This is a genomic window from Spirosoma endbachense, from assembly GCF_010233585.1.
Classification (GTDB): domain Bacteria; phylum Bacteroidota; class Bacteroidia; order Cytophagales; family Spirosomataceae; genus Spirosoma; species Spirosoma endbachense.
The window spans coordinates 10,080,517-10,099,881 of the sequence record NZ_CP045997.1; the positions used below are offsets into that span (position 1 = coordinate 10,080,517).

The following is a 19,365-nucleotide window of genomic DNA, read 5'->3' on the forward strand; positions in this document are numbered from 1 at the left end:
AGCTAGAGGCTGTTATAATAGGTTACTAAGGCCGCCATCCCTGATCGGGTTTTCAGATCAGGTTTCTCTTTTTTTAGAAAGGCTTCTACCTGATCTTTTTTATCCGCCATTACGTCAAGAAGCGCTTTTTTGCCGGGAGAGAATTTGGTCGCTTTCGTATTCTGGGCAATATACCAGTCCATTTTTTTTACCAGCTCATCATCCTTGGTGCCTGTATTCATGGCCACATTATAATTGGCTCGCCGGACGTAAACAGATGGATGCTGGAGAAGCTGTAGTTTCCCGGCCGTGATCTGCTCGAAAAAACCCGTCAGACTTTCGGCATCTCCCTTATACTCCATGACATTGATGAATCGGCTGGGGGTGCCCGTTGCCGTATTCATAACAATGTAGCGAACAGCCGTGGCTTTGACGGCCCGAATGTCTTTTGCCCCAGCTCGTACCTCTACCTCATTGGTGCTTAGATCGAGCCGTACAGGAACACCGGCTAACGAGTCATTCGTCAAGGATACGCCCAGCCGATTATAAAATTTTACATTACCTGCCTGCCAGGTGGTATCGAGGTAAGGGTCACCCAGTAATTTACCGGCTGGGCCTTTGATCGTGAACAGGGAGTTTGTGATTGGAATGGTAACGGTCGTATAATTGATTCGATCGCGGGTGGTTTGAGTCATGAACTGCTCCTGCTCCTGGGCGAATGAGGTAGTTGTAGCACAAAGAAAAGAGAGTAAAACAAAAAAGCGCATAGTTCTGAATAGGGATGATTTCGCCCTCAAAATAACAATTTTTATTTTAACTATAAGCTATCTAAGTTTTACGGGATTGACGAAATCTTCTTTGGATAATCTGTTCGAAGGCACGTTTAATTCTGTATTTTTGGCAGTTAACCCCAATCATCAACCAATCAATCACTTTCATGAGAAGACATTTCCTGACGGCACTTCTTGCGGCTGGTCTGGCCTATTCTGCTGTGGCTCAGACGACCTTCCCCCGCAACGGTGTCTACGATGAACGGCCAGGACTGTATGCGTTCACCAATGCCACCATCGTTGTTGATCCACAAACGACACTGCAAAATGCTACGCTTCTGATTCGCGATGGTCGCGTTGAAGCGGTTGGTAGTAACGTTAGCTTACCTGCCGGAACGGTTGTTGCCGATTTGAAAGGCAAGCGTATTTACCCGGCTCTTATTGAGATTGATTCCGACTATGGAATGCCAGAATTGCCGCCTGCCACGGGTCCGGCTGGTCGGGGAGGTGTTCCTCAATTAGAATCGAACAAAAAAGGAGCCTATTACTGGAACCAGGCAGTTCAGCCCGAGAACAATGCCAGTTTATTATTTAAAGCAACACCCGCCAAGGCGGATGAACTCCGGAAACTGGGCTTCGGTGCCGTACTGACGCACCCTCATGATGGTATTGTCCGGGGTACTGGCGCTTTAGTGACACTGGCCGATGAGCGTGAAAATACACTCGTACTGAAGTCTAACGCAACGGCGCATTATTCATTTAGCAAAGGAACATCACGGCAGAATTATCCGAACTCTATGATGGGCGTCGTAGCACTGCTGCGGCAGGCGATGTATGATGCCGACTGGTATAAACGCGGTGGTAGTAAAGAACAGTCCAATCTGTCGCTCGATGCCCTAAACCGTAACCAGTCGTTACCCGCCATTTTTGATGCTGGCGACAAACTAGGCATCCTTCGGGCCGATAAAGTTGGGGATGAGTTTGGTGTTCAATATATTATAAAAGGATCGGGTGACGAATACCAGCGCCTTGATGAAATTAAAGCAACGGGAGCTTCGCTGATCGTACCGGTTAATTTTCCACAACCGTACGATGTTGAGGACACTTGGGATGCGGACAATGTGGCTTTTTCGGAGCTTAAACACTGGGAAATGGCCCCAATGAATGCCGGACGTCTCGCTGGTGCCAACATCCCGTTTGCGCTGACAACGGCCGGACTGCGAAACAAAACCGAATTTTGGGCGAATCTGCGTAAGGCCATCGAAAATGGATTATCGGAGCAAAAGGCGCTGGAAGCCCTGACAACCGCTCCGGCCCGACTGATGAAAGCCGAAGATCAGGTCGGTAGCTTGCAGAAGAGTAAGGTTGCCAATTTCATTATTACATCGGGTAACCTGTTTAGTGCCGATAATGTAATCTATGAAAACTGGATCAGTGGGAAACAATACATCATTAATCAGAAAGATGCAGCTGATTTGCGCGGAAACTGGCAACTGACCGTCGGTGAGCGAAGCAATATCAAGCTGACTATTACCGGGAAATCGGCCGATAAGCCAGAGTATCAGATTCAGGTCGATACAACAAAAATTACCCCCAAAGTAGCCATTAGTGGCGATATTATTTCGATTCAGACCCAGTTGGATCGGCGTCCCGGCTCAGGCACAACCCGTCTGACAGGTTATCGCACGTCGCCGACTACGCTTAAAGGTGATGGCGAAACTCCCGACGGTAAACGGATAACCTGGTCGGCAACGAAAGGGACCGATACGCCACAATCGGCAAGTGCAGTAACGGCCGCACGGTCCACATCGGCCACGTCGTCGACAGCGGTGATTTATCCGTTTGTGGGTATGGGTAATTTGCAGAAACCCAAGTCGGAGACGGTCATGATTCGTAATGCAACGGTCTGGACCAACGAAAAAGATGGTGTGCTGACCAATGCCGATGTTTTTGTAACGGATGGTAAAATTTCTAAAGTTGGTAAAAACCTGCCCGTTCCTGCCGACATAAAAGTGTTCGACGGAACCGGCAAACACCTGACCAACGGCATTATTGACGAACATTCACACATTGCCCTATTAACAATCAATGAGGGCGGGCAGTCGAGTTCGGCCGAAGTGCGCATGGCCGATGTTATCAATCCGGACGATGTAAACATTTATCGGCAGCTGGCCGGTGGTGTTACGACGTCCCAATTACTGCACGGGTCCGCTAACTCCATTGGTGGTCAGTCGGCAATTGTCAAGTTAAAGTGGGGTGAGTCGCCGGAAAGTATGCTGATAAAAGGTGCCGATGGCTTCATCAAATTTGCCCTGGGTGAAAACGTTAAACAATCCAATAACCCAAGTTCGGGCGTCCGTTTCCCGCAATCGCGGATGGGGGTGGAGCAGGTCTATATGGATCATTTCACGCGGGCGAAAGAATATGCCAAAGGATGGGCAGCCTACAATAAACTGGGCGCTAAAGAAAAAGCAGCCACGATACCACCCCACCGGGACATCGAACTGGATGCGCTGGCCGAAATTCTGTCGGCTAAGCGGTTTATCACCTGCCACTCTTACGTGCAGTCGGAAATTAATATGTTGTTGAAAGTGGCCGACTCGCTGGGCTTCAAGGTCAATACGTTTACGCACATTCTGGAAGGGTACAAACTGGCCGACAAAATGGCGAAACATGGTGTGGGTGGTTCTTCTTTTGCTGACTGGTGGGCTTACAAAATGGAAGTTCACGACGCTATTCCGTATAATGCAGCTCTGATGCACCGTCAGGGTGTTACGGTATCAATCAACTCAGATGATGCCGAAATGGCCCGTCGATTGAATCAGGAAGCAGCCAAAACAGTTGAATACGGTGGCGTTTCTGAAGAAGATGCCTGGAAAATGGTGACGCTAAACCCGGCGAAACTCCTCCACCTTGATAACCGGATGGGTAGTATTAAAGTCGGTAAAGATGCCGATCTGGTGCTCTGGAACGCACATCCGCTGTCTATTTATGCCCGGCCCGAGTTTACGATGATCGAAGGGGCTATTTATTTCAGCCTTAAAGATGAGGACGCCAAACGGGATGCTATGCAGGCCGAACGTGCCCGGTTGATCCAGAAAACTTTAGCGGCCAAAGCTACCGGAACACCAACGCAGCGGCCAACATTCCGGCGGTCGCGGATGTGGCATTGCGAAGACATTGAAGGCGTAATGGCCGAAGGTGAAGAAGAGTCACAAGCGCAGAAATAGCAACGACCTAACCGTGCTTAAAAACATTATGAAAAAAATACTAACATCATTACTAACGCTGGGGGTGCTTACGGGCTATGCCCAGAACCCCGCTCCGGCTAAGCCACAGGAGCGGACTATCGCCCTGACCGGAGCTACTATTCACGTCGGGAACGGACAGGTGATTCAAAATGGCGTGGTTGTTTTCGACAAAGGTATTATTACCGCCATTGGCGATGGTAGTACGCCCACGGCTGGTGCTGAAGTGATCAGCGCTGCGGGAAAACACGTTTATCCGGGCTTCATTTCTCCGGCATCAACGGTTGGTTTGCAGGAAATCGGTGCGGTAAAGGCAACCGTCGATAAGCAGGAAATAGGCGACCTGAACCCGAATATTCGGTCACTGATTGCCTACAATACAGACTCGGAAATTATCCCGACCATTCGCAATAACGGCGTTTTGCTGACTCAGGCCATGCCTCAGGGCGGAACTGTATCGGGGAGTTCGAGTATCATGATGGCCGATGGCTGGAACTGGGAAGATGCGGTTCTGAAAAAAGACGATGGGATCTGGCTCAACTGGCCAAGCTATTTCGCCCGCGATTTTAATCTGGAGGATTTCTCGCTAACCATTCGGAAAAACGAAAAACGGACTGCCGCCATGAGTGCGTTGCAGGCCACTTTTGCCGATGCGAAAGCCTATGCTGCTTTGCCGGGCCCGGCTTCGATGAACCTTAAGCTGGAATCGATGCGTGGGTTATTTTCGGGTAAACAGAACCTGTATATCCGGGCTGATTATGGCAAAGACATTATCGAATCGGTCATGTTTGCCAAGTCACTCGGTATTCCGAAGATCGTGATTGTTGGGGGTGAAGAGGCACACCGGGTTGTCACGTTTCTGAAAGACAACAATATCCCGGTCATTCTGAGTGAACTGCACCGGTTGCCAAACCGCGAAGACGAAGATGTCGATTTGCCGTATCGTATGCCCGGTATCCTGCATAAAGGAGGAGTTCTGGTCGGATTGAGCTACGCTGATGGATGGTGGCGAACACGCAATCTGGCGTTTTTGGCAGGAACGGCTTCTGGCTTTGGCATCACCGATAAGGAAGAAGCCTTAAAGTTGATTACCTCGAACAATGCTAAAATTCTGGGGATCGATGCCGTTGCCGGAACGCTCGAAAAAGGCAAACAGGCCACTTTATTTGTATCGGCCGGAGATGCGCTCGACATGCGTACAAACGTAGTTGAACAGGTGTTTATCCAGGGCCGTAAGGTGAATCTGGACGATCGGCACAAACGGCTGTATAAGACCTATAAGGATAAATACGAGCAGAAGTAGCCAATCGTAGGTGATCTTACTTAGCTAAAAAACGGAGCGGCTTTTTACCGCTCCGTTTTTTTTTGAACTTTGCGCGCCGATAAACTGATAACTGCTTCACTCAACTTCATGATTCGTATCTTTCAGCTAGACGAAACGTCCGTTCGCAAAGTCCGCGACATTGATTCTTTTTCGAATACCGAACGGACGCTTTGGGTCGATTTGCAAAACCCAACGCCTGCCGAAATCAAGAGTGTAGAGGAAAAATTCGATGTGGATTTTCTGAGTCAGCAGGAGCAGCTGGAGATCGAAAGCAGCTCCCGGTATATTGAGGAAGATGATTTTATGATCGCCAATTCCAATTTTTTAGTTCCTGATAAAGAGCAGCGATATGTGACGGTGCCCGTGAGCTTTCTGTTGAAAGATGACACACTGTTTACCTATCGTAACGCCGACCTGAAGTCATTTGCCGATACAGTTAAACGAATTAAGTCGCGCCGGGCGGTATTCAGCGATGGGGCCCAGATCCTGATCTCAATTTTTGAATCCCGGATCGATTATGATGCTGATCTGGTCGAATTGGTATCGGGCGAGATTAAAGCAATCAACCGGCTGCTTGATCTGGATGCCAATCTTGACCGGGAAATGCTGCTGAATATCAACGATTACCAGGAGTTGACGATGTCTATTCGGGAAAATGTGGTTGATAAACAGCGCGTTATTTCGTCCATGATCCGTTCTGACGGCTGGTTCAATGACCTTGAACAGCAACGACTTCGAACGCTCATTAAAGACATCAATTCGCTGATCGATCATACGAACTTTATTTTTGAGCGACTTGAGTTTCTGCAAAACACCTACCTTGGTTTAATTGACCTGGAGCAAAACCGGGTCGTTAAAATCTTTACGGTCGTCTCACTGGTATTTCTGCCACCAACATTGCTGGCTAGTATATGGGGTATGAACTTCGATGAAATGCCCGAAATCCACTGGAAATACGGCTACATCCTTGCGCTGGCAATGATGGTTTTCTCGTCGGCACTGACCGTATGGATATTTCGGCGAAAAAACTGGCTCTAATAAGCAGGGAACGAGAAAACGTAATATACAACTAACCTTTTGGCCAGTTACTTTTACGTTTATTCACGTCAGAGTTTCAAACTAATCCCCATTTATTGCTCATGGAACAAGCGCAGACTAATGCCCAACGCATCTACGACCAGGTGCTAACTTTTGCTACGCTCTACGGTGGCCGCATCCTGCTGGCAATTCTGACACTCATTATTGGCCTCTGGGTGATTGGCTGGATAACCAAATTGTTATCTTCAGTGATGGCGAAACGACATGTTGACCGCGATGTTCAGCCGTTCCTTCTGTCATTGGTCAATGCTGTGCTGCGTGTACTTCTGTTATTGAGTATAGCTAGTACACTGGGGGTTGAAACAACATCGTTTGTTGCCATTATTGGCGCAGCCGGGTTAGCCGTTGGGCTGGCTTTGCAGGGTAGTTTAGCCAACTTTGCCGGGGGTGTCCTGATTCTGACATTCAAACCTTATCGCGTAGGTGATCTTATTTCGGCGCAGGGCTTTACGGGCAATGTGGAGGCTATCCGAATTTTTGATACCATCCTTATCACGCTGGATAACAAAACCATCATTCTGCCAAATGGTCCGTTATCGACAGCATCCATTACCAATATCAGCACGAGAGGGACAATTCGGGTCGATCAGGTGTATACCGTTGGTAGCCAGAATGATCTGGATGCGACGAAAGCATCAATTCAGAAGGCTGTGGATAGCTGTCCCTATGCCCTTAAAGATCGGACGCACGATATCCTGATTGCCAAGCTTAATGCCAACTCGCGTGACTATGATGTGCGGGTATGGACAAATAGCGAGACCTACTGGGATACCTATTATTATATGCTGGAAAGCATTGCCCGGCAATTTGCCAAAGATGGCATTGAGGCTCCCAAACCAAAAATGTTTATTACAAACGAAGAATAACCTTCCTGACACACACTTTCGCCCGAAGAGGTGCTATGCGCTATGCTTTCCAATAGGTAGAAAAGAGTCGTGGCATAGATCAGGGTGAAAATCCTTATGGTAAAAAAAGAAGCCCGGTACAGATCTTGTATCGGGCTTTCTTTATTCTGTTCATGGAGCGGGTTTACATAAATTTCCTACACCTCTGCCTGGGAGTTCTCTAAAATGGATAAGCGAGAAATCCAGTGTTAGAGTCTGACCAGCTTTAATGCTACAGCCCAGTCATTATTCAGCATTCCGCGTGCTACATACAACTGGCCCAAAGGTTCGATCGCACGGGCTGCTTCGGCTTTGCCAACATTTTCGGCATCCCAGCCAAAACTTTCCAGAATTTCAGTAACCGTGGCTTTCGCGTCCTCGTCATTGCCGGCAATGAATATGGTACCTTTCCCACCCTGAAGCGCAGGTTTGTACATCAGGAACGCTCCTACACTGTTCAGTGCCTTGACTACTTTGGTGGATGGCAGCAATTTCTGAATGCTCTCCAGTAATGATTCGTCGGCGGTAGTAAACAATTTAGGAACACCATTAACGGGTGCTTCGCCAGCGATAGGATTAGTGACGTCGATTAAAATCTTGCCCTCGAAATTGGATACACCAGCCTGCTTGATGCTTTCCAGCGCAGCCAATCCCGGAACGGCCAATACGATCAATTCGCCGGAAGCAGCCGCCTGAGTTGGCGTGTCAATGGTCAGTGAAGGGTTTTCATTTTTAAGGGCCAGAATATCTTCTTTTTCTGGATTGCGGGTACCTAAAGTTACGTCATGACCTTCTGATACAAATGCTTTTGCCAGAGACTGCCCAACAGTTCCTGAACCAATTACGCCTACTTTCATACGTCAATTTTTAGTGTTAAAGTTGAACAGTTGATATAAAGCAAAAGTAGACTGAATTTACTTAGTATACAGAGATCGTAGAGGTAAAATGAGGAATAGGTAATAAACGGATGCTACGTTCCGCCTAGGCCGGCCGCATATTTCTCAGTGTAGCCGTCCACCTGGCTAGCTCGTTTAGCATATCTTCAGCCGTTTTGGTCAGCGTTTCGTCCGCCTGAAATCCATCCTGGTCATCAAGGTATTTAGCAAAGAAAGGAATATTGACCGCTTCTATAAGAGGAGTCATTTTCAGACTGGTGAGTATGGGTTTTAGCAGTTGTACGGCCCGCGTACCACCCGCTATACCGCCGTAGCTGACAAAGGCCACGGGTTTATAAGCCCACTCTTTAACCAGGTAATCCAGTGCGTTCTTTAGTGGGGCCGGAAACCCATGATTGTACTCGGGAGTGACGAAAATGAAGGCATCGGCAGCATTAATTGTGGTGCTCCAGTTCTTCGTATGCTGGTGTTCATATCGCTGTAAACGAGGATGATTGGGCTCATCCATAAAAGGGAGGTTTATCTGGGCTAAATCAAGCAGTTCAACCGTAAACTCCGACCGCTGACTGGCTAATTCCTGAATCCAGGCAGCCATAGCGGGGCCTTTGCGACCTGGGCGGGTGCTGGCAATAATAATTTTAAGCGTAAACATGAGCGTGTAAATGCGATAAAAAGTCAATTGGGAATAAATTCGGAAGGAGTCGAAGGGGCCCCATTCATCCAATCTATCCGGTTGTCTTTTGTCATTACTTATCAAAAGTTGCCGGAATTACACTGGGTTCTGATTCCGCTCATCAATCCCTATCTGACTAATCGCTATCGACGTATTTAAGTTTCTGGATGTGTTGATAGCCGAAATTCTCATTCTTCAGTGATAATTTACGAATGAAAAATCTCACAAATTTCCATAAAGCCCTAAACAAAGCAGACCGTAAAGATGACAACCGGTATGAGCAATTGCTGGTGCAGAAGTAATCTATATCGCAAAGATTACCGTATATAACTGAGAGTTAGATTAAAATAATTATCTGGCTATATAGCCATTACTATGGTTATCTGATTATCTTTGCTTCATTGTGGGTAAGAAGCTTACTGCAACGTAAGATAGTTACCAATTATATAGTGGCACTCACCTTCTAATCGCTTTCCTCAGTTAGTACTTCATTTGTGTCAGCTTTGGTCACCACAACGATGCATAAGCTGCAGATACACAAATTTATCAGGTTGGGTTTTTCGTGAATCTGTGGATAACCCGTCTTTCTCTCTTCCAATTGAGTATTACGTCACTTTTTTAATTCGCTAATTCTATCGAGCACGTTTAAGGTTTTTCTGATTTTAACGCCATAAGCAGGATTGTCAATTAGCCTTTTTGAGCTATCGACACAGGGAGTCTCATGCGTGAGCAGATTTCCCGGCTTTAGGACTGTCTTAATTTAGTTGATCTCGCTGGTTCGGTGCAGTTTATTACTACCTATCATGAGTAAAAGTAACCGAAGCGAGTTGTCTTCTGATCCAGAATTTCTGTTGATTACTAAAGCATTAGGAGTGATTTCCGGGAAATGGAGGCTCTACATTATTCTGCTCTTGGGTGATCAAACGCTTCGGTATCGTCAACTCAGTGAGATGCTGCCCGGTGTAAGCGAGAAAGTACTGGCCAGTGAGCTAAAATCTCTTGTGGCGTTAGGGGTTATGAAGCGAACGGCGTATGCCGAAATTCCACCACGCGTGGAATACTCTTTAACGAGAAAAGGCCAATTGGCCCTACCGATTCTAAGGAAAATTCAGGAAATCGGCCAAATCTTTAACTGATTTTATAGGTGTTAACTCAAGTGAAATTTAAAAATACAAACCGCTCACAGTTCTTTGTTACGGTCCGAAAACGGGTCGACACTTATTTTAGTGAGCAGGCTATTTCTCCCCATGCCAATGGTGCTATGTGGGCGAAAGCACTATTTTTTCTGGTAGGCTATGCGTCATTGTATGGCCTGATCATGTCAAATCAATTTGGCCTCTGGGCAATGCTGGGGCTGGCTGTTGTGCTGGGTATGTTTGCGGCTTTTATTGGCTTCAACGTATCGCATGATGCGCTTCATGGCGCGTTTTCGGCACACAGTTGGGTGAATCGACTATTAGGGAGCAGTTTCTATCTGCTTGGTGCGAACCCGTATGTGTGGAAAATATCGCACAACATTGTTCACCATACCTATACCAATATACCAGGCCATGACGAAGATATTGAGTTAGCTCCTGGTCTGGTCCGGCTCGACTCTGGCGACAAGCTTCAGCCCTGGCATCGCTTCCAGCAGTGGTATACGTTTCCGCTCTATTCACTGGCTTCGCTATCCTGGGTTTTTCGTAAAGACTACGTAAAGTTTTTCAAGAGCCAGATCGGCCATTATGATACCTCATCGCATCCACGGAAGGAGTGTGTCAAGCTATTCGTTTCCAAAGGGCTCTATTATATCTTTTTTCTTATCCTGCCCTTTCTGGTGCTTGATATTACCTGGTGGCAACTGATCATTGGGTTTGTGTTGATGCATCTGGCAGAGGGGTTGGTACTGGGCCTTGTTTTTCAATTGGCACATGCTGTTGAAGGAACCGCTTTTCCGCTTCCAGACGAACAGGGCGATATACAAAATGCCTGGGCTATTCATCAGATGCAAACAACGGCGAATTTTGCTCCCCAGAGTGCCATGGCGGCCTTTCTTTGCGGAGGCTTGAATCGTCAGATCGAGCATCATCTGTTTCCTAAAGTCTGCCATATTCATTATCCAGCCATTACCAACATTGTCAGACAGACAGCCCATGAGTTTGACCTGCCTTATCTGGAGAACAGAAGCTTTGGCTCAGCGCTTTATTCGCACTTTCGACTTTTAGAGAGACTGGGCCGACCCGTGCAGGTCGATTCTGCCCAAAAAGTAAGCATCACGGCTGTAGAGACTGGTTCGGTCGTGCATGGGTTCACTTCAACTGGTAGTTTATAAATTCCTCTTTTAGGCAATGGCATCACAACAGGACCTCGATTTCACGTACACTACCATTGATAAAATTTTTCGCCTTAGCATGGGGCAAACCGGCGACTACAGCGGTGCTATGTATAACGGCGATTTTTCGTTAACTCTTGAACAGGCGCAGGAACAGAAACACAAATTCATTGCCGACAGCCTACGAGTGGGTAAGGGCTCACGAGTACTTGATATGGGTTGTGGTTGGGGGCCATTCCTAACCTACATTAAAGGGCGTGGTGCTATTGGACGTGGTGTAACCCTCTCGCGGGGGCAGGCAGAAGCGTGCCGGGCCAACGGTCTTGAAGTAGATATCAAGGATTGCCGACACATTACTCCAGCCGATTACGGCACCTTCGATGGCGTTAGCTGCATTGGGGGTATGGAGCATTTCTGTTCGGTTGAACAATACCAGGCAGGGCAGCAGGATCAGGTCTACTCCGATTTTTTTGCCATGCTTAACGATTTGTTGCCGGTGGGTGGCCGGTTCTACATGCAGACAATGGTGTTTGGCAAAAACATGATTCCATTTGAGGAAATCAGTGTGGATGCACCCAAAGATTCACCATCCTATGCGCTGGCCCTGATGATTGCGCAGTTTCCGGGTTCCTGGCTGCCCTATGGGCCGGAGCAGGTAATACGAAATGCACAGCCCCATTTCAAACTTATCTCCCAAAGCTCCGGGCGGCTCGACTACATCGAAACCATCGGGGAGTGGCGTAAGCGATTCCGGGCGTTCAACCTTAAAAAGTATTTTCTCTACGCGTCGCTGCTGCCAAAGCTATTGACAAATAAAGCATTCCAGGACTTGATCGCCGTATTTAGGGTTAGTCCAAACCGGGTGTGTTTCCAGCAGGAAACAATGGAACACTACCGATTAGTGTTCGAAAAAGTGTAATCTTAAACGTAAATCATCTTCATTGCTGCCTATGTCTATCCGCATCGCTATTCTTCATCAAACGCATTACGAATACGATCGGATGGTTTTTCTGTCTCCTCATTTGATTCGGCTCAAGCCAGCCGCTCACTGTACTGCGTTGATAGAATCGTATTCGCTGACCATTGAACCGGCCAATCATCTTATACACTGGCAACAGGACCCATTCGGTAATTTTATAGCCCGTATCGATTTTGCAGAAGCGATGCAGACGATGTCGATGAAAGTCGACATCGTGGCAGAACTAGTACCTGTTAATCCATTCGATTTCTTTCTGGATACGTATGCGGAATCTTTTCCATTTCGGTACGATGACCAACTCCAGAAAGACCTCGCCCCCTACCTGGAAATTGCGGAGGAAGAGACTTATCTAAAACAATGGATAGCGGAGCAGGTCGATCAAACCAAACAAGGTACTATTGACTTTCTCATTAACCTCAATAAAAAGGTTAATGAGAAAGTTGCCTATAATATCCGCTTGCAGCCTGGTGTACAAACACCCGAAGAAACATTGGTAACGGCAATCGGATCCTGTCGCGATTCGGCATGGCTGCTTGTGCAGATCCTGCGTCAATTTGGTTTAGCCGCTCGCTTTGTTTCTGGCTATCTGGCCCAGGTATTTCCGGATGAAAAGACCTCTGCTGATGCTTCGGAACGGGAGGAAAACTCGCTTGCCTTACACGCCTGGGCCGAAGTGTATATTCCTGGTGCTGGCTGGATTGGCCTTGATGCAACATCGGGCATGCTGGCCACAGAAGGGCATATTCCACTGGCCTGTACCTCTAACCCGGCTAGTGCGGCACCCCTAACGGGCACAACCGGTCTGAGTGAAACAACACTTACGTATACCAATACGCTGGTTCGTCTTAATTAATTAGTTATTAGCAATAGTTACAACTACCTTTACTAGGCTACGTCTGGTTAACCGAACAAGTATTTATTCGTAGTAAAACGATGAATAAGCGTTCCCCGAAAATAGTGTTAGCTGGTAGCGCCTTTGTTGTGTGCATGCTTACGGGCAATTAAATGCCGTTTATTATGATCGACTGCCCCGTTGCAGTAGGGAAGCGAGTGCTTCTGTGTAAGCAGATCTCCCCACAATCAGGTTGTCATTATCTTCTTCGCTCTCAGTCTGCTTTTTTTCGACAAGGCTAATCTCTCTTTTTAAAATGATGGCAAAAGGGAAAACGTCGTTTGAACTACCACTTAAACGCTACGCTACCTGTACCTATTTGGAGTATTGTAAGATCGCTGCGAAAGCTAGCCTGGAAAAATAAAAGCGTTGAAAACGCCTTCCAGCTTCGTATTACTCCCAATGATTTGTCAGCTTATCTCAGTTCACTGTTAAAAAACAACTATCAGAATGGCTAACAATCAGAAATCGATGAAAAAGGTAGCTACCAAAGCAGGTAAAGTCCACGGAGCTCCGAAAGTACCTAAATATGAGCAGCGTGAAACGGCTTCGGCCCTTGAGTTATCGCCAGCCAAACCTGATTCAAAGGGACGAAAATAAACAATACCGACTAGAGTGGCCTGCTATCCTCAGATAAGGCGTTCACCCGTTAAATCAAGTCAACCATGACAATTATTTTTAATTATCTCTTTACAAAGTCTGATGACGGCTTCGTTTGTCGCGTTCCGGTGCGTATTCTAAACAAAGAGGTAATAAATAAAGGTGTACGCCTGAATTCGATCAATTCAGAAGGGGTTGACATTCAGCAATGGGTGGGTAAAAATCTGGATGTAACGATCCAGGATGGAATATACTCGATCACCGGATTGGCTGGCTAGATGAATAGTAGTAAGGCGTTGATTTAGAATTAGTTTCTTTGTTTGGAAATAAATAATTAATTTCTGTAACATAAACTGATGCTGAAGGGTTAACTAGCTACCTGCTCCTCCTTCATCGGTTCTAGCGGCCGTGATTGATTTACGCTACGTAGATTCCTCGCTTTTCCTGTCTGTTAGCCAATACCTGTAATAAGTATACCTTGTATAGTAGTCCAGCAGGACTTAATACACCGATTAGATTCTCGACTTTTGCTGAATATCAGCGCAATACATTCTTCTTAAAACTAACCCAAGTTATGCAAAATGTTGTTAATCAGGTCGCTAAGGGATTCTCTCGAATGATTGAAATTGTGAACTGGAGTGATTTGCTTGAACGGGCATTTCGACCACTAATCAAATCAAACTCATTGATGGTCCAGCCGGTCAGAGCAGGGTGGTTTCGCTCAAGAGAGGATTAGTAAGAAACAGTTTAGTACATACTTTATGAAAAGAACCGGTTTTAGCCGTATTGATGGTGCAGAAACAATAGTGGATAGTCTATTAAAACTGCAACATCCATTGGCTGTTTTGCCTACAAAAGGAATCAATCCGCGATTTCGAACCTTTCTGATCGATTGCGGATTGATCCTGATGACGGCTTTGGTGTTAATTCTAATCCGCCGATTTAGTGGATTATGGCCAGCCTAAGTAGCTGGCTTTTTTTATTTTCATACAGACATACTGACTAATTCAGTAAACAACTACCCAATTAACGGGTTCTTGAGTTAGATACCAGAATACTCAACGCCTATGTCTGCTAATAATACGTCTACCCTGTCGAAATCACTTGGCAGTGGCTTTGCCGGAGCTGTTGCTCTAAACGTGCTGCACGAAACGATTCGTCAGTTTGTGCCCAATGCACCTCGCGCTGATATTCTTGGAATGCGAAGTCTTGCCAAAGTTATTCAGGCCATTGGCGAACAACCTCCTAAAGAAAATAAACTTTATGGCATGGCTATACTCGGCGACGTGATTTCCAATTCGCTGTATTATAGTCTGGTGGGCATTAATAAAAAACAGTCTCTGCTGACTGGAGCTGCCCTTGGGACATTAGCTGGAGTAGGCGCCGTTACGCTCCCTGGACCAATAGGATTGGGTGAAAAGCCAACAAATCGTACCACCGCTACTGCAATGATGACGATTGGCTGGTATTTGTTCGGTGGACTGGTAGCCGGTGCTGTTTTTAAACGGCTAAAATCGTAGAAACCTTCATTACAATATCTTTTGGAAAGCTGATTAAACGTTTACGTGTCCGGGCAATCTAACCAACGATGAGTTTTGAAACTCAGCACGCAAACGATTTAAATCATGACTATCCTGAAAACGATAAAGCTGCTTGGTCTGGTAACAATGCTGGCCTTAAGTCCGTCTTTCTCTCCGGAAACGATGGCGCAGCCGGGTGTCAGCGTTCCGGTCGAGTCTTTCTATGATGAACTGGCTCCTTATGGGCAATGGATACAGTATCCAGGCTACGGAAACGTGTGGGTTCCAAATGCAGGTCCGGATTTTCAGCCCTACGCCAGTGCTGGCCATTGGGTTGTTACGGAATATGGCAATACCTGGGTTTCTGATTATGCCTGGGGGTGGGCACCTTTCCACTACGGCCGCTGGATTTTCGATTCTGCCTATGGTGGCTGGATCTGGGTTCCGGGTACCGACTGGGGACCCGCCTGGGTTTCATGGCGTTCAGGCGGTGGTTATTATGGTTGGGCACCTCTTGGCCCAGGCATGAATATCAACATAAATATTAACATCCCGGCTCCTTACTGGACCTTCGTTCCGCAGATTTATATCACCAGCCCGCGCGTATACAGTTATTGTGTGCCACGACCTACGGTGATCAACATCTATCAGAATACGACAATTATCAATAACTATTACCGGACCAACAACCGGGCTTATGTTTACGGGCCGCCACGTGGCGATATTGAGCGTGTTACCCGTCGTAGCGTGCCTGTTTATCGAATCGACAACATGGATCGGCCCGGTCGTTCGGTTGTTGGGAATGGATCGGTAGGCTTTTACCGCCCTGATCATTCGCCCAATTATCGGCAGGATTACGGTCATAATGATCGGTTCAATAATGCCCCCCGACCCGATTACAATGGAAATAATGCCCCAGGTCGAGGGTCTTATAACGGCGATAATTCCCCCAATCGGGATTATAATGGAAACAATGTCCCTAACCGGGGTGCCTACAACGGGAACGTAACACCGAGTCGGGATTATAATGGCAATGGCGCACCCAGCAGTCGGGAGTACAACGGTAACTTTTCGCCTGATCGACGTGGTTCATATGCGAACCCGACGCCGAATGTACCTGCCCCTACCAATAATCCGGCGCCAAATCGGTCGTTTGAGTCGAATCGGGGAGGCTACCAGCCCGCCGAAACCGGTAACAGTGCTCCGCAGCGAAGTTTTCCTCAACATCCCAACCGTTCGTTTGAGCGCCCTAACTTTCAGACCCCCTCTGGCGGAAGTCAGCCGACACCGAATGGTCGCGAAGGAGGATTTCAGCGGATGCCCGAAAATCGGGGAGCCCAGCCACAACTTCAGCCACGTTCATCTGAACCCAGCCAACAGGGCCGGGGTGGATTTCAGGGCGGTGGTCGTGGACCACGCTAAGCTATACAAATTGACTTTTTCGACGAAGCCGCACATCCATTGGTAAGCGGCTTCGTCGTTTTGAGCGGTTTGGGCGTATTTTTGTCCGATATGCGTTATTTTATTGAATTATCGTATCGGGGAACAGCCTATCATGGCTGGCAAACTCAGGCAAATGGCAGTAGTGTACAGAGTACGCTGGAAGCCGCATTGACCAAACGACTTCGAAAACCTGTGTTTGTTGTTGGGAGTGGTCGTACCGATGCGGGCGTTCATGCCAGACAACAGTTTGCTCATTTTGATCTCGAAGAGCCGATTCTGTTGTCAGACGCATTAATTTATTCGATCAACTGCATATTGCCGGAAGACATTGCGATTCGTACGATCTTCCCCGTACGCCCGAATGATCATGCCCGATTCTCGGCCATTTCGCGCTATTATCAATACCACATTACGCGGTATAAAAACGCCTTTGAAAATAATCTGACGTATCATTTCAGGCCGGAACTGGAGGTCGATCGGATGAACGAAGCCTGTCAGGTATTACTCAAATACACTGATTTTAAAAGCTTTAGCAAAGCGCGGGCTAATGTAGATCATTTTCGCTGTCGACTCGACTTTGCCTACTGGGAGCGTGGTGAAGCCGACCTGCTGACGTTTCATATTAAAGCCAATCGGTTTTTATGGGGAATGGTCCGCACGATTGTTGGAACCATGCTTGAGATAGGACAAAATCGAATGAGTCTGGAAAAATTCGAGCAGTTGATTGTGGCTCAGGATCGTACCATTGCCGGTCGGGCGGCTCCAGCCAATGGACTTTATCTGGTTGATGTTGGGTATCCTGCGGGGTTGCTGGCGCAGCGGATACTGGTTGGATGATCGATAAAACAACAGGCAGCGATGATTTTACGATCGCTGCCTGTTGCCCATTGACTAAGCTGTTCGCTTTTCTTTCACCCCTTCACTGATCAATTTGATTGTTTCCCGGTTAAATGCAGGTATATCGTCAGGTTTGCGGCTGGTAACCAGATTGCCATCGACAACCACTTCCTGATCGACCCAGTTAGCGCCTGCATTTTTGAGATCAGTCTGGATAGAAGGGTAGGAGGTTAGTGTTCGGCCATCAATCACATCCGCTTCAATCAGCATCGTTGGTGCATGACAAATAGCCGAAACCGGTTTTTGCTGATCAAAAAAATGCCTGATGAATTTAACCGCCTGGGGTTCCAGGCGGAGTTTGTCTGGATTCATAACGCCCCCTGGCAAAAGCAAAGCATCGTATTGAGCCGGATCTGCTCCTGCCAGTGGCAAATCAACATCAAACGTTTCTCCCCACTCGGTTTCGTCCCATCCTTTTACGCTACCACCTTTAGGAGCAATGATGTGAACTGTTGCGCCAGCGGCCTGAAGCGCCTTCCAAGGTTCAGTCATTTCTACCTGTTCGAACCCATCAGTCATCATGGCCGCTACTTTTTTCCCTTGCAGATTTTGTTGGTTTTCCATAATCGTTGACTTGGCTTAATGCCCTGTTGTATGTTTAAAGTAACTCTGTGTAGATAGTATAGTTATGGGAAATAGCAATTTTAACTTCCTCTGAAAGCTTCACAAACAGGTGTCGAATGGACCCCAGTCACTCAACGCTGCCAACAATCAGTTCCTGTGATGGTTGAATAAGCTGTGCGTACAAAACAACAACAGACGATGAGCACCTTGACTAATAACGGATTTTGGTGGATGCTGGCAGGCGTTGGAGCGGTGGTAGCAGCAAAAGCCTTTCTAAATAAAAAACGAGCAATTGACTTCCATGATAAAACGGTTGTCATTACTGGCGGTTCACGCGGATTAGGCCTTGAACTGGCACGAAAGTTTACTCAGGAAGGCGCTAATGTGGCCATTTGTGCCCGCGATCAGGCTGAACTCGACCGGGCTCAGGCGGACTTACGAATGCGCGGGAGTGATGTATTTACCTATGCCTGCGATCTTACCGACAAAGCCCAGGTAGAGCAGTTTATTACAGCTGTCGGGCAGGTACTAGGCCCCGTAGATATACTGGTCAATAATGCCGGAACGATCATTGTCGGGCCAGTTGAGCACATGACAGAAGGCGATTTTCGGGAAGCGATGGAAAGTAATTTCTGGTCGGCTTTTACCATGATCAACGCTGTGTTGCCGAAGATGAGAGAACGCAAATCAGGGCGAATTGTCAATATTACTTCGTTCGGAGGGAAAGTAGCTGTACCCCATCTGGCCCCCTATTCGGTTAGCAAATTCGCCTTTGTTGGCTATTCAGAAGGGCTTCGATCCGAACTACTGAAGGACGATATTCTCGTTACAACAATCTGTCCCGGCCTGATCCGCACCGGAAGTCCGCGCAATGCGCTTTTTAAAGGGCAGAACGAGAAAGAGTATACTGTATTCAAGATTAGCGACTCAATACCGTTGTTCACCATTGCCGCCGATACCTGCGCCCGACAGATTGTAGATGCCTGCCGTAAAGGAGAAGCAGAGCGGATTATTACGCTTCCTGCCAGGCTAGCTGCTGCTATTCATGGTTTTGCACCGGGTTTGATAACTGACACCCTGGCCTGGGCTAATACGTTGCTGCCTGAACCGGGTGGAATTGGTGAGCAACGCACCGTCGGCAAAGCCAGCGAAACCTGGCTCTCAGAATCAATACTGACGCGCCTGACCGATGAAGCGGCCGTGGAAAATAATGAGATGGGTAATTGAATAACATACCGCGACACGAAGCCAGTATAATTCACGGATCAATATTGTGAATTATACCGG

19 protein-coding genes are annotated in these 19,365 nt (G+C 47.3%); 15 read left to right on the forward strand and 4 right to left on the reverse strand.

The window, feature by feature from the left end; genetic code table 11:
• Positions 1–2: 2 nt before the first annotated feature.
• A complete protein-coding gene (locus GJR95_RS40620; RefSeq protein WP_162391321.1) occupies positions 3–746 on the reverse strand; it encodes a hypothetical protein in 744 nt (247 codons plus the stop codon).
• A gap of 170 nt (positions 747–916) precedes the next feature.
• On the opposite strand from GJR95_RS40620, the gene GJR95_RS40625 reads away from it, so the two are divergent.
• From GJR95_RS40625 to GJR95_RS40640, 4 genes are all read left to right on the forward strand, one after another.
• On the forward strand, positions 917–3,979 hold the full coding sequence (locus GJR95_RS40625; protein WP_162391322.1) for an amidohydrolase family protein: 3,063 nt from the start codon (positions 917–919) through the stop codon (positions 3,977–3,979).
• A gap of 28 nt (positions 3,980–4,007) precedes the next feature.
• The gene (locus GJR95_RS40630; protein WP_162391323.1) at positions 4,008–5,300 is read left to right on the forward strand and encodes an amidohydrolase family protein; all 1,293 of its coding nucleotides are present in this window, start codon (positions 4,008–4,010) and stop codon (positions 5,298–5,300) included.
• Positions 5,301–5,408: 108 nt separating this feature from the next.
• Entirely contained in the window at positions 5,409–6,359 is a 951-nt protein-coding gene (gene corA, locus GJR95_RS40635; RefSeq protein WP_162391324.1) for a magnesium/cobalt transporter CorA, read from the forward strand.
• Positions 6,360–6,460: 101 nt separating this feature from the next.
• Positions 6,461–7,285, forward strand: coding sequence for a mechanosensitive ion channel family protein (locus GJR95_RS40640; RefSeq protein ID WP_162391325.1), 825 nt, complete (start codon positions 6,461–6,463; stop codon positions 7,283–7,285).
• Between the two features lie 227 nt (positions 7,286–7,512).
• Here GJR95_RS40640 and GJR95_RS40645 read toward each other — a convergent pair whose 3' ends face one another.
• Positions 7,513–8,160, reverse strand: a complete 648-nt coding sequence (locus tag GJR95_RS40645; protein ID WP_162391326.1) for an NADPH-dependent F420 reductase — start codon at positions 8,158–8,160, stop codon at positions 7,513–7,515.
• A gap of 124 nt (positions 8,161–8,284) precedes the next feature.
• The gene (locus GJR95_RS40650) at positions 8,285–8,851 is read right to left on the reverse strand and encodes an NADPH-dependent FMN reductase (protein ID WP_162391327.1); all 567 of its coding nucleotides are present in this window, start codon (positions 8,849–8,851) and stop codon (positions 8,285–8,287) included.
• Between the two features lie 824 nt (positions 8,852–9,675).
• On the opposite strand from GJR95_RS40650, the gene GJR95_RS40655 reads away from it, so the two are divergent.
• From GJR95_RS40655 to truA, 10 genes are all read left to right on the forward strand, one after another.
• Complete coding sequence (locus GJR95_RS40655) at positions 9,676–10,008, forward strand: winged helix-turn-helix transcriptional regulator (protein WP_162391328.1); 333 nt, start codon at positions 9,676–9,678, stop codon at positions 10,006–10,008.
• A gap of 8 nt (positions 10,009–10,016) precedes the next feature.
• On the forward strand, positions 10,017–11,183 hold the full coding sequence (locus GJR95_RS40660; protein ID WP_162391329.1) for a fatty acid desaturase family protein: 1,167 nt from the start codon (positions 10,017–10,019) through the stop codon (positions 11,181–11,183).
• A gap of 16 nt (positions 11,184–11,199) precedes the next feature.
• Positions 11,200–12,102 carry an SAM-dependent methyltransferase gene (locus GJR95_RS40665; RefSeq protein ID WP_162391330.1) on the forward strand — a complete coding sequence of 301 codons (903 nt, stop codon included), beginning with the start codon at positions 11,200–11,202 and terminating at the stop codon, positions 12,100–12,102.
• A gap of 31 nt (positions 12,103–12,133) precedes the next feature.
• Complete coding sequence (locus tag GJR95_RS40670; protein WP_162391331.1) at positions 12,134–13,015, forward strand: transglutaminase family protein; 882 nt, start codon at positions 12,134–12,136, stop codon at positions 13,013–13,015.
• A 489-nt stretch (positions 13,016–13,504) separates the two neighbouring features.
• A complete protein-coding gene (locus GJR95_RS41745) occupies positions 13,505–13,654 on the forward strand; it encodes a hypothetical protein (RefSeq protein ID WP_174260255.1) in 150 nt (49 codons plus the stop codon).
• A 65-nt stretch (positions 13,655–13,719) separates the two neighbouring features.
• Entirely contained in the window at positions 13,720–13,932 is a 213-nt protein-coding gene (locus tag GJR95_RS40675; protein WP_162391332.1) for a hypothetical protein, read from the forward strand.
• Between the two features lie 483 nt (positions 13,933–14,415).
• A complete protein-coding gene (locus GJR95_RS40680; RefSeq protein WP_162391333.1) occupies positions 14,416–14,619 on the forward strand; it encodes a hypothetical protein in 204 nt (67 codons plus the stop codon).
• A 102-nt stretch (positions 14,620–14,721) separates the two neighbouring features.
• The gene (locus tag GJR95_RS40685; protein ID WP_162391334.1) at positions 14,722–15,174 is read left to right on the forward strand and encodes a hypothetical protein; all 453 of its coding nucleotides are present in this window, start codon (positions 14,722–14,724) and stop codon (positions 15,172–15,174) included.
• Positions 15,175–15,279: 105 nt separating this feature from the next.
• Positions 15,280–16,596, forward strand: a complete 1,317-nt coding sequence (locus tag GJR95_RS40690; RefSeq protein WP_162391335.1) for a DUF6600 domain-containing protein — start codon at positions 15,280–15,282, stop codon at positions 16,594–16,596.
• A 90-nt stretch (positions 16,597–16,686) separates the two neighbouring features.
• A complete protein-coding gene (gene truA, locus GJR95_RS40695; protein ID WP_162391336.1) occupies positions 16,687–17,454 on the forward strand; it encodes a tRNA pseudouridine(38-40) synthase TruA in 768 nt (255 codons plus the stop codon).
• Between the two features lie 54 nt (positions 17,455–17,508).
• On the opposite strand, the gene GJR95_RS40700 is transcribed toward truA, so the two are convergent.
• Positions 17,509–18,078 (reverse strand): type 1 glutamine amidotransferase domain-containing protein, encoded by a 570-nt coding sequence (locus GJR95_RS40700; protein WP_162391337.1) that lies wholly within the window; start codon positions 18,076–18,078, stop codon positions 17,509–17,511.
• 198 nt (positions 18,079–18,276) lie between these two features.
• On the opposite strand from GJR95_RS40700, the gene GJR95_RS40705 reads away from it, so the two are divergent.
• A complete protein-coding gene (locus GJR95_RS40705; RefSeq protein ID WP_162391338.1) occupies positions 18,277–19,305 on the forward strand; it encodes an SDR family NAD(P)-dependent oxidoreductase in 1,029 nt (342 codons plus the stop codon).
• Positions 19,306–19,365: the final 60 nt, after the last annotated feature.

Excerpts from the sequence above, each read along its gene's own strand:
- GJR95_RS40640 (WP_162391325.1), top strand. The coding sequence starts at position 6,461 with ATGGAACAAGCGCAGACTAATGCCCAACGCATCTACGACCAGGTGCTA.
- GJR95_RS40625 (WP_162391322.1), top strand. The coding sequence starts at position 917 with ATGAGAAGACATTTCCTGACGGCACTTCTTGCGGCTGGTCTGGCCTAT.
- GJR95_RS40645 (WP_162391326.1), bottom strand. The coding sequence starts at position 8,160 with ATGAAAGTAGGCGTAATTGGTTCAGGAACTGTTGGGCAGTCTCTGGCA.
- GJR95_RS40630 (WP_162391323.1), top strand. The coding sequence starts at position 4,008 with ATGAAAAAAATACTAACATCATTACTAACGCTGGGGGTGCTTACGGGC.
- GJR95_RS40690 (WP_162391335.1), top strand. The coding sequence starts at position 15,280 with ATGACTATCCTGAAAACGATAAAGCTGCTTGGTCTGGTAACAATGCTG.
- GJR95_RS40700 (WP_162391337.1), bottom strand. The coding sequence starts at position 18,078 with ATGGAAAACCAACAAAATCTGCAAGGGAAAAAAGTAGCGGCCATGATG.
- corA (WP_162391324.1), top strand. The coding sequence starts at position 5,409 with ATGATTCGTATCTTTCAGCTAGACGAAACGTCCGTTCGCAAAGTCCGC.
- truA (WP_162391336.1), top strand. The coding sequence starts at position 16,687 with ATGCGTTATTTTATTGAATTATCGTATCGGGGAACAGCCTATCATGGC.
- GJR95_RS40680 (WP_162391333.1), top strand. The coding sequence starts at position 14,416 with ATGAAAAGAACCGGTTTTAGCCGTATTGATGGTGCAGAAACAATAGTG.
- GJR95_RS40685 (WP_162391334.1), top strand. The coding sequence starts at position 14,722 with ATGTCTGCTAATAATACGTCTACCCTGTCGAAATCACTTGGCAGTGGC.
- GJR95_RS40665 (WP_162391330.1), top strand. The coding sequence starts at position 11,200 with ATGGCATCACAACAGGACCTCGATTTCACGTACACTACCATTGATAAA.
- GJR95_RS40705 (WP_162391338.1), top strand. The coding sequence starts at position 18,277 with ATGAGCACCTTGACTAATAACGGATTTTGGTGGATGCTGGCAGGCGTT.
- GJR95_RS40670 (WP_162391331.1), top strand. The coding sequence starts at position 12,134 with ATGTCTATCCGCATCGCTATTCTTCATCAAACGCATTACGAATACGAT.
- GJR95_RS40650 (WP_162391327.1), bottom strand. The coding sequence starts at position 8,851 with ATGTTTACGCTTAAAATTATTATTGCCAGCACCCGCCCAGGTCGCAAA.
- GJR95_RS40620 (WP_162391321.1), bottom strand. The coding sequence starts at position 746 with ATGCGCTTTTTTGTTTTACTCTCTTTTCTTTGTGCTACAACTACCTCA.
- GJR95_RS40655 (WP_162391328.1), top strand. The coding sequence starts at position 9,676 with ATGAGTAAAAGTAACCGAAGCGAGTTGTCTTCTGATCCAGAATTTCTG.
- GJR95_RS41745 (WP_174260255.1), top strand. The coding sequence starts at position 13,505 with ATGGCTAACAATCAGAAATCGATGAAAAAGGTAGCTACCAAAGCAGGT.
- GJR95_RS40675 (WP_162391332.1), top strand. The coding sequence starts at position 13,720 with ATGACAATTATTTTTAATTATCTCTTTACAAAGTCTGATGACGGCTTC.